The organism is Sinomicrobium sp. (genome assembly GCA_029266035.1).
Taxonomy (GTDB): Bacteria; Bacteroidota; Bacteroidia; order Flavobacteriales; family Flavobacteriaceae; genus Sinomicrobium.
Genome location: JAJUFH010000032.1, coordinates 22,067 through 31,078 on the forward strand (window position 1 = coordinate 22,067; position 9,012 = coordinate 31,078).

The 9,012-nt window shown below is 42.1% G+C and carries 7 protein-coding genes; 2 read left to right on the plus strand and 5 right to left on the minus strand.

The features are described from left to right. Positions 1 to 38: 38 nt before the first annotated feature. Positions 39 to 1,877 (plus strand): CocE/NonD family hydrolase, encoded by a 1,839-nt coding sequence (locus ACYZZR_RS12180; RefSeq protein WP_461534286.1) that lies wholly within the window; start codon positions 39 to 41, stop codon positions 1,875 to 1,877. Between the two features lie 58 nt (positions 1,878 to 1,935). Here ACYZZR_RS12180 and ACYZZR_RS12185 read toward each other — a convergent pair whose 3' ends face one another. From ACYZZR_RS12185 to ACYZZR_RS12205, 5 genes are all read right to left on the minus strand, one after another. Further along, positions 1,936 to 2,160, minus strand: coding sequence for a DUF6095 family protein (locus tag ACYZZR_RS12185; protein ID WP_461534287.1), 225 nt, complete (start codon positions 2,158 to 2,160; stop codon positions 1,936 to 1,938). Positions 2,161 to 2,175: 15 nt separating this feature from the next. Beyond that, positions 2,176 to 2,991, minus strand: coding sequence for an N-acetylmuramic acid 6-phosphate etherase (gene murQ, locus ACYZZR_RS12190; RefSeq protein ID WP_461534288.1), 816 nt, complete (start codon positions 2,989 to 2,991; stop codon positions 2,176 to 2,178). Between the two features lie 9 nt (positions 2,992 to 3,000). Next, positions 3,001 to 4,806, minus strand: a complete 1,806-nt coding sequence (locus ACYZZR_RS12195) for a DNA polymerase III subunit gamma/tau (protein WP_461534289.1) — start codon at positions 4,804 to 4,806, stop codon at positions 3,001 to 3,003. A gap of 238 nt (positions 4,807 to 5,044) precedes the next feature. Then, positions 5,045 to 5,710 carry a DUF2461 domain-containing protein gene (locus ACYZZR_RS12200; protein ID WP_461534290.1) on the minus strand — a complete coding sequence of 222 codons (666 nt, stop codon included), beginning with the start codon at positions 5,708 to 5,710 and terminating at the stop codon, positions 5,045 to 5,047. Positions 5,711 to 5,947: 237 nt separating this feature from the next. Continuing rightward, a complete protein-coding gene (locus tag ACYZZR_RS12205) occupies positions 5,948 to 6,754 on the minus strand; it encodes a hypothetical protein (RefSeq protein WP_461534291.1) in 807 nt (268 codons plus the stop codon). A 448-nt stretch (positions 6,755 to 7,202) separates the two neighbouring features. Here ACYZZR_RS12205 and abc-f point away from each other — a divergent pair, with 448 nt between their 5' ends. Beyond that, the gene (gene abc-f, locus ACYZZR_RS12210; RefSeq protein ID WP_461534292.1) at positions 7,203 to 8,792 is read left to right on the plus strand and encodes a ribosomal protection-like ABC-F family protein; all 1,590 of its coding nucleotides are present in this window, start codon (positions 7,203 to 7,205) and stop codon (positions 8,790 to 8,792) included. Positions 8,793 to 9,012: the final 220 nt, after the last annotated feature.

Genomic DNA, 9,012 nt, shown 5'->3' on the forward strand with positions numbered 1-9,012 from the left:
GGTTGAATTTCAATTTATACCCATAAAAACTATAGATGATGAAGAAAAATTTCGTGTTATTTTTTACGCTCTTTGCTTTTATTTCCTGTATTGCTCAGGAATACAACGTAAAGGAGTACTACGACAAGCAGGAAGTAGCTGTAAAGATGAGAGATGGCATTAAATTGCACACTACCATCTACAGTCCGAAAGACAAGTCTAAGGAGTACCCTATCATTATGCAGCGCACTCCCTACAGTTGTGCTCCTTATGGCGAAGATCAGTACCGCTCTTTGATCGGTCCTAACGAAACCATGATGAAAGAGGGGTACATCATCGTGTATCAAGATGTGAGGGGGCGTTGGAATAGCGAAGGGGTATACGACAATATGAGAGCCTATATCCCGAAGAAAAAGAGAAAGCAAACCGACGAAGCTTCCGATACCTACGACACTGTAGACTGGTTGGTGAAAAATGTTGCAAACAACAACGGAAGAGTAGGTATATGGGGTGGTTCGTACCCCGGATTTTATTCTACTTACAGCCTACTCGACCCACATCCTGCCCTTAAAGCTGTTTCGCCACAGGCGCCTATTGGAGATTTCTTTTTCGACGACTTTCACCACAACGGGGCATATATGCTGAGCTATTGGAGGGTAACACCGCTGTTCGGACATATGAAAAGCAGTCCGACTACCGAAGCCTGGTACGAGCTTCCCGATCTGGGAACCCAAGATCAATACCAGTTTTTCCTCGATGCGGGACCGCTGTCTAATCTAGATCAGTATTTTAAAGAAGACAATGTGTTTTGGAAGCAGCTGAAAGACCATCCGAATTACGACGAATTCTGGAAACCGCGTGGAATTATCCAACATATTAAAGATATCAAACCCGCAGTAATGGTAGTAGGAGGCTGGTTTGATGCGGAAGATTTGTACGGTCCGCTTGAAACATATAAGGCTATGAAAAACAGTGACAACTATCACTCCATAGTGATGGGCCCCTGGAGTCACGGCGACTGGGCGCGTTTGAACAAACGGCAGGCGATAGGGAATGTGTATTTTGGAGACGATATATCTGCATTTTACCAAAAGGAAATAGAAACCCGGTTTTTCAATCATTTCCTCAAGGGAAGCGGCGATGGCAATACCGGCTTGCCGGAAGCCTATATGTACGATACCGGGAAGCGCGAATGGGGGAAGTTTGATACTTGGCCTCCTAAAAATACCCGTAAAGAAATATACCGAATGGGAAATCAGAGTTTGGCACAAATGATGACCATGGAGTTTTCCTATCAGGAATTTGTCAGCGACCCGAAAAAACCTGTACCCTATTCTGAGGATATTAAGGTGGTGTTCACCCCTAGGAAATATATGACAGACGACCAGCGCTTTGCCGCGAGGAGACCCGACGTGCTGGTCTTTGAAACACAGGTATTGGAAGAAGATATGACTCTTGCAGGAGATATACTGGCCAAACTACAGGTATCTACTACCGGTACCGATGCCGATTGGATTGTAAAGTTAATCGATGTGTTCCCACCCGATGCCGAAGATTATGAAGAAACTCAGGACTATCTGAAAATGAGTAACTATCACATGATGGTGCGAAGTGAGGTGATGCGCGGCCGTTTTCGCAACAGCTTTGAAAAGCCCGAGCCTTTTGTTCCGGGTGAAGTGACTCCGGTGAATGTGAAATTACAGGATGTGTATCACACCTTTAAGAAGGGACACAAGATACAGGTACAGGTGCAGAGTACTTGGTTTCCGCTTATCGACTTGAATCCGCAGACTTATGTAGACAATATTTTTTACGCCAAAAAGGAAGATTTTCAAAAGCAGACGCACAGGCTGTACAACTCTTCATCTATAGAGTTTACCGTGCTCGAAAAAGAGTAGGGTAGTATGTAAAATAGATATTCAGCCCGTTTTCGGAATCCTTCCTGGAACGGGTTTTTTAATCCCCGAAAAAAGCTCTCATCAGGGTGCGAAGGCTATAGAAGGCCATACCGATAGCAGCTATGGCAGCGAGTAATCCGATAATCAATACAGGCCAGTACAAAAAGTGCTCCTGATTTTTAAAAGCCTGGTAGATGATAACAGGAGCAGAAAACATCAGAATAAGGGTATATGCAAAATATTTTAGGCTTTTAAAAACTAATTCCCGATCTGTTCTTCTCACGATTTTATGCTTTTGTTATTGTTGTTTATAGGCCTCGATAGCGCTTCTGACATTTCCGTGTTTTTCCAGCAGTGTGGCTGCCACCTCCGAAGTGATGTTTAGCGTTTCTACTAGCATGCGTATACCTCGATCTACAAGTTTGGTATTGCTGAGCTGCATATCGACCATTTTATTTCCCTTAACACGACCCAACTGTATCATGGTAGCGGTAGAAATCATATTGAGTACTAATTTCTGAGCGGTACCGGCTTTCATACGCGAGCTGCCGGTGAGAAATTCTGGTCCTACTACCACGGTGATGGGAAATTGAGCGGTTTCTACCAAGGGGCTTCCGGCATTACAACTGATGCAGCCCGTAATTATACCAGCTTTGTTACACGCTTGTAGTCCGCCAACCACATAAGGAGTGCTACCGGAGGCTGCAATACCAACTACCACATCACGGGAATTGATATTGTACTGCTGCAGGTCTTTCCACGCCTGTTCGCGGTCGTCTTCTGCAAATTCCACCGCTTTTCGAATGGCGCTGTCTCCACCTGCGATAAGACCTATCACCAATTGGTCGGAGACGCCAAAAGTAGGCGGACATTCAGAAGCGTCCAGTATTCCCAGCCGTCCACTGGTTCCAGCTCCTATATAAAACAGTCGTCCGCCTTCACTTAGCTTGCTTGTAATTTGTAATACTAAGGCCTCTATCTGAGGTATGGCACGCGCTACAGCTAGGGGAACCGACTGGTCTTCCTTGTTGATATGTTTCAAACTTTCCGCTATCGACATTTTTTCCAGATCGCGATAATTTGAATCCTGTTCGGTGGTTTTGACGAAGCTCATATCGCAGTATTATATATCGAGATCAAACTCTTTTCTAAGATTGTCCAATGAGGGGTTTGCCTCTACAAACTTCACATATTTTTCGTGAGGAGTAAAAGCGTATTTCTGCTCTATTTTTTCATTGACTGTTACCCGGAGTTCTATAAAATGGTTTTTTAACTCATTTTTGAGGAACTCCATCAGTGGAAATTGTTCCCTTTCCACTTCTTTTTTCATGGTGTCGTTGGGCAGTTCTATACATATCGTCTTGCCGTCTTTCAGTTTGGGGTGGTCGGTAGCGAGGTTAGACGCTATAATCTTCTTGCCCTGGTTGTTCATATCTTCGACATAGCGATCCCACGCCGCTCTCATTTCTTCTTCCGTAAAATTCTCCCGAGGTAGGGCTGAAGGATCTACGACTGTTTCTTTGCGGTTTTTTTCGAGTTCCTTTTTGGTGCGAATACTGGAAAGTGACAAACCGGAAACATGTTTTTTTCTGATCTCGACTCCCACTGTTTTTTTTTGAGATGTCGGTTCCTGGTTTTCGGGTTCTTTTGTGGCGTGAGAGCTGTTTTGTGTTGTCGGTTTCGCGGCGTTCGCACTACTTTCTGACTTTACTCCCGGGCCGGGTGAAGCCTCAGCTTGCTTTTCCAAAACTGCAGCGGTTGATTGCCGAGGGGCTGACGGTAAAGTCTGGGCTGCTTTTTGGACTTGATCTTTTCCCTCTTGCTTAAAGTAGGCAGGGGGAATTATAAACTGCTCAGAGTTTTTTTTTTCTCCATCGAAAGTGATGGAGGCCAGTTGCATAAGACAGAGCTCGACGAGTAGTCTCTGATTTTTACTCGTCTTGTAATTGAGGTCGCAGTTGTTGGCGAGCTCAATGCCCTGCATCAAGAAAGCTAACGAGGTCTTCCTCGACTGTTCCAAATAGCGTTGCTGAGCTTCGCTACCCACTTCTAGCAGTGGTATGGTAGCCTCATTTTTACAGACCATCAGATCTCTGAAATGCGATGCCAATCCGGCGATAAAGTGATGCCCGTCAAAACCTCTTGCCAGGGTCTCGTTAAAATTGACCAAGAGCTGCGGAATATTGTTGGCCAATATGAGATCGGTGGCTTCAAAATAGGTGTCGTAATCCAGTACATTGAGGTTTTCGGTCACTGCCTGTCTGGTGAGTTGTTTTCCGGAGAAACTCACTACTCTGTCAAAAATAGACAGCGCATCGCGCATAGCACCGTCGGCTTTTTGTGCGATGATATGCAGGGCATCATCGTCGGCCTCTATTCCTTGGTTCTCCGCAATGTACTTGAGGTATTCGGCTGCGTCTTTTACAGTGATACGCTTAAAGTCGAATATCTGACATCTGGAGAGTATGGTGGGGATAATCTTGTGCTTTTCGGTGGTAGCGAGAATAAAAATCGCGTGCTTTGGCGGTTCTTCAAGCGTTTTCAAAAAAGCGTTGAAGGCAGCCTGCGACAGCATGTGAACTTCGTCTATAATATACACCTTGTATTTGCCGGACTGCGGCGGAATACGAACTTGGTCGATAAGGTTTCGGATATCGTCTACCGAGTTGTTGGAGGCGGCATCCAGCTCAAAAATATTAAAGGCAAAATCCTCATCCGGATTTTCAGTACCGCTTTCATTGATCTTTTTGGCAAGGATACGAGCACAGGTGGTTTTTCCCACCCCTCGAGGCCCGCAGAAGAGCAGTGCCTGAGCCAGGTGATTGTTTTCTATGGCGTTGAGCAGGGTATTGGTAATAGCCTGCTGTCCCACGACATCTTTAAAGGTCTGAGGGCGGTATTTGCGTGCCGAAACTACAAATTGTTCCATAGAAAAAACTTAAATCACTATTCGAGACTAAAAACTTCTAGCTGAGGACTCTTAAAGTCCTTTGCCTCATATTGGCAAATATAAAAATTGCAGTCGTATTTTTAAGTAGAAAGGAGATTTAGTTTTCGCCTCTAGCAGCAAATGCTGAGTTTCCAGAGTATTGCGATTGTTTTGAAATTTAAAATAAGAGTACAAGAGGTGCTTGAGTATGCTTTAGACTTTTATCTCCAACTGTGATTTACAACAGTGAAACCCCGTTCATATCGGTGGTGAGTACATCGCTCATATAGTCGAAATAAGGGCGTATAGCGCGGAAATACTGGTTTACTTCTTCGGCGAATGTCGGACTAAGCACTTCTCTGTCGGTAAAATCTCGGGTAAAGAAATACTGTTTTTTCCGTATGAGATCTATGGCCGGATGATCTTTGCTAAAACCCTTTGGTGCCGTTTTTACTTCATCGCCTTTCAAGGCTCCCCAAACAGATTGAAACTTTTCGTCGGCCATAATTTCCCGCATTTCGGAGTCGTCGGTTTCAAATTCTTTGCGGATGCGTTTCAGATCCTCCTTTTCAGGATTCCAAAAGCCGGTGGCAATAAATGAATTGCCGGGTTCTATATGCAGGTAATATCCACCTCTTAGTTTTGGTTTCTGGCGGTGAAAGCCTATTCCGAAATGGGTTTTATAGGGTTGCTTATCTGCCGAAAAACGGACATCTCTGTATATTCTGAAAATCTTTACTCGGTCTACATCATCGTGTTCTTTGAGTGCCGAAAAAAGCGTGTTGGCAAGATCTTTTACCTCAGCTTCGGCGACTTTGAACCGTTTTTTGTGTTCGTTAAACCAGTCCCGCTGATTGTTGTTTTTGAGTTCTTTGAGAAAGCGAAATGTTTCTTTGGAGATCATAGTCGGTGTTTTGTACACCAAATTTAAGGATTTTAAAAATACCACTATGCCGCTGTCTTTTGCGACGAGACACTTACAACTATTAAAGTAATTAAATCAAGGCCTGTTAAAATTCAACAGCGTAAAACATCGAATTTTAACAGGCTTCATTTTCATTTTTGCACACGTTTGATCCCCGTCTATTTTATCGCTATTAATATTGTTTTCTCAAGAGCTGTGGACTTGAACTTATGCAGTTTAATTAGCTTTTTTATAGACGAACTCAGAGGTCTCTACCAGTTCTTCTGTGCCCCGGTCGTAGGCCTCCATTTTTGTCGGATACCCGGCCTCGTTGTAGGTGTATTTGAGTATGTGGTCTATACCGGCCAATGGCGACTTTATCGCCTGGGCGTTGTTTGTGAAGCCTAATTTCCAATGAAAGAGACGATGTGTGGCAGCAGAGGGCTTGTCGTCAAAATCGCTATTGGTTGTTGTGCTGGTAGGAGCTATAGTTCCCATAACATTGATAATCTGTTCTACAGAGTTTCCCTTATCGTCAAAGCGATACGTATTGTAGTCTATCAGTTTACCTTCGTTTATATCGTAAAATGTTTCCTTGACTTCATTGCCCGAGTAGCTGTATTCTATACGTATAAGGGGTTCTCCCTCGCGATCCTTATAAACACCAGACGTAGGCTTGTCTCCCGAACTGTAGTTGTACTCTTCTGTAGAAACCAACTCCCCGTCGAGCAAGTATTCTACTTCTACCATATTATCGCCGCTGTAATGGTATTTTACCTCTGTTTTTCTATCATCATCGGAGAAACCCATAAGAATTGCGTGATTTTGATTGTCGTATTCGTATCGTATGGTAGGTTTCCCGCTGGTTTTCAGTTCTATTAGCAGGAGTTTATCCCCCACAGTTCCCCCGCCATCTACCGGTCCTTCATAGCAGAAACTCTCCTTGTCGTTGGGGTCGCAGTTGTCTTCTTCATTATCAGAACAGGAACTAACGGCTACGGCTATAAAGAATAGCCAAATGGTATTTTTTAAAATTGTTTTCATCTTGAGTTTGTTTTGTGGTTTATAATTTTTATTCGGTTGAGGAGTACAGCTCAAGGCTGTTTTCCTCGCTTGATTAAGACAAAAGTAGGGGAGTGGAGTGTACTGCAATACCCCCTAAAGGGGGAAATTATTTTGGGTTTTATGGCATTGGTCACTTTTATATATGAGAAGTATAAAAAGGCTACAGACTGAGCTTATGGGTATGTAGTTGTGCTCCCTTTTAAAAGGGATAACCCTGTTTACAGTATTTGGTATGACAAGAGCGATTCGAGATGGTATACAAAAAAAGTAGTGTGATAATTGGAGGTTATGAGTATATTTTATATGTTTGTGTATCAGAGTGTAAAGTAAGCAATATATACAACCGATGATTTGATTTCTTTCAAATAAATAAGAGTGGCAACTGTAAAATAGTTGTTCTATTGTTTAATCTTCAAAGAAAGAAATTGTGCTTACTATCCAAAATTTATCATATATACATCCTAATAAGGACCTGCTGTTTAGCGGAATTAATCTTACATTAATTCGCAGCGATAAAATAGCTTTAATCGGAAACAACGGAGTAGGAAAATCTACCTTGCTGAAAATTATAGCCAAAGAGCTTTTACCGTCTTCCGGACAGATAAATACCACTGCAGAACCCTATTTTGTCCCTCAGATTTTCGGACAGTTCAATCATTTGACCATTGCCCAAGCTATGGGTGTAGAGGCTAAGGTAAATGCCTTGACAGAAATTCTGAACGGCAATGTAAGCGAAGAGAATATCAACGTTTTGAATGACGATTGGACGATAGAGGACCGTTGTCGAGAGGCAATGCAGTATTGGCAATTATCCGACTTGGATTTGTCGCAAAAAATGGAAACATTGAGTGGCGGACAGAAAACGAAAGTTTTTCTTGCAGGGATTGCTGTTCATCAGCCTGAATTGGTTTTGCTGGACGAACCGAGCAATCATTTGGATGTTTCGGGAAGACAATTGCTGTACGATTTTATACAATTCACTAAGAGCACCATGATTGTTGTGAGCCACGACAGAAAATTATTGAATCTATTGAATACTGTTTGCGAGCTAAACAAGAATGAGATTGAGGTGTATGGAGGCAATTACGGTTTTTATGAGGAACAGAAAAGGATTAAGACCAATGCTTTGCATCAAGATATTCAAAGTAGGGAAAGAGCACTGAAGAAAGCCAAAGAGAAAGAGCGAGAAACTATAGAGCGACAACAAAAACTCGATACACGAGCAAAGAGGAATACGGAAAAAAAAGGACTGCCTAAAATAGTTTCAAATACGTTTAAAAACAGCGCAGAAAGGAGTTCGGCAAAAATTGCAGCTGTTCATTCTGAAAAAATTGGAAATATAAAATCCGAACTTCAAAACCTGCGTTCTTCTCTTTCCGAAACCAGCCAAATGAAGATCGATTTTGACAATTCGAAACTACATAAAGGCAAAGTTATATTTACGGCAGAAAACATAAATTTCACTTATAAAGACGAAAAATACATATGGACTGAAAAACTGAATTTTCAAATTCTCAGTGGAGAACGCATCGCTATAAAAGGTACAAACGGTTCGGGAAAAACGACTTTGATAAAAGTGATTTTGGGAAATATCACACCGCAAATCGGAAGTGTTTTTATCGCAGAAAATAAAATGGTTTATATCGATCAAGATTATTCCTTGATAAACAATAATCTAAAAATTTATGAACAGGCACAGCGGTTTAATAGCTCAGCACTGCAGGAACACGAGCTTAAAATGAGATTAAACCGTTTTCTGTTTACTGCAGAGGATTGGGATAAGCCTTGTAGTACTTTGAGTGGGGGAGAGAGAATGCGGTTAATGATATGTTGTTTAAGTATCAGTAATCAGTCGCCTGATATGATTATTTTGGATGAACCGACCAATAATTTGGATATTCAGAATATAGAAATATTAACCGATGCTATTGACGAATATCAAGGGACATTAGTTGTTATCTCTCACGATGAAAGCTTTTTAGAAGAAATAAATATTAATCGGGCGATACAGCTTTGATGAGATAGGAAGAGGTAGTGAATTGTTTATATTTGTGTGGTAGGTGTAATTTGATAACTGTCGTAAATGGCAAGAATATACAGGACTATCTCATAAAGTGTGTAAGTTTAAAAATAGCGGGGGCATGCCCCCGCTATTTTTTGTTTAACTTTAATTTTTTTACACACTATGAAGAAAGACGATTTAATTTCAGATGATTTTCTGAAGCAGTTCAAGACCA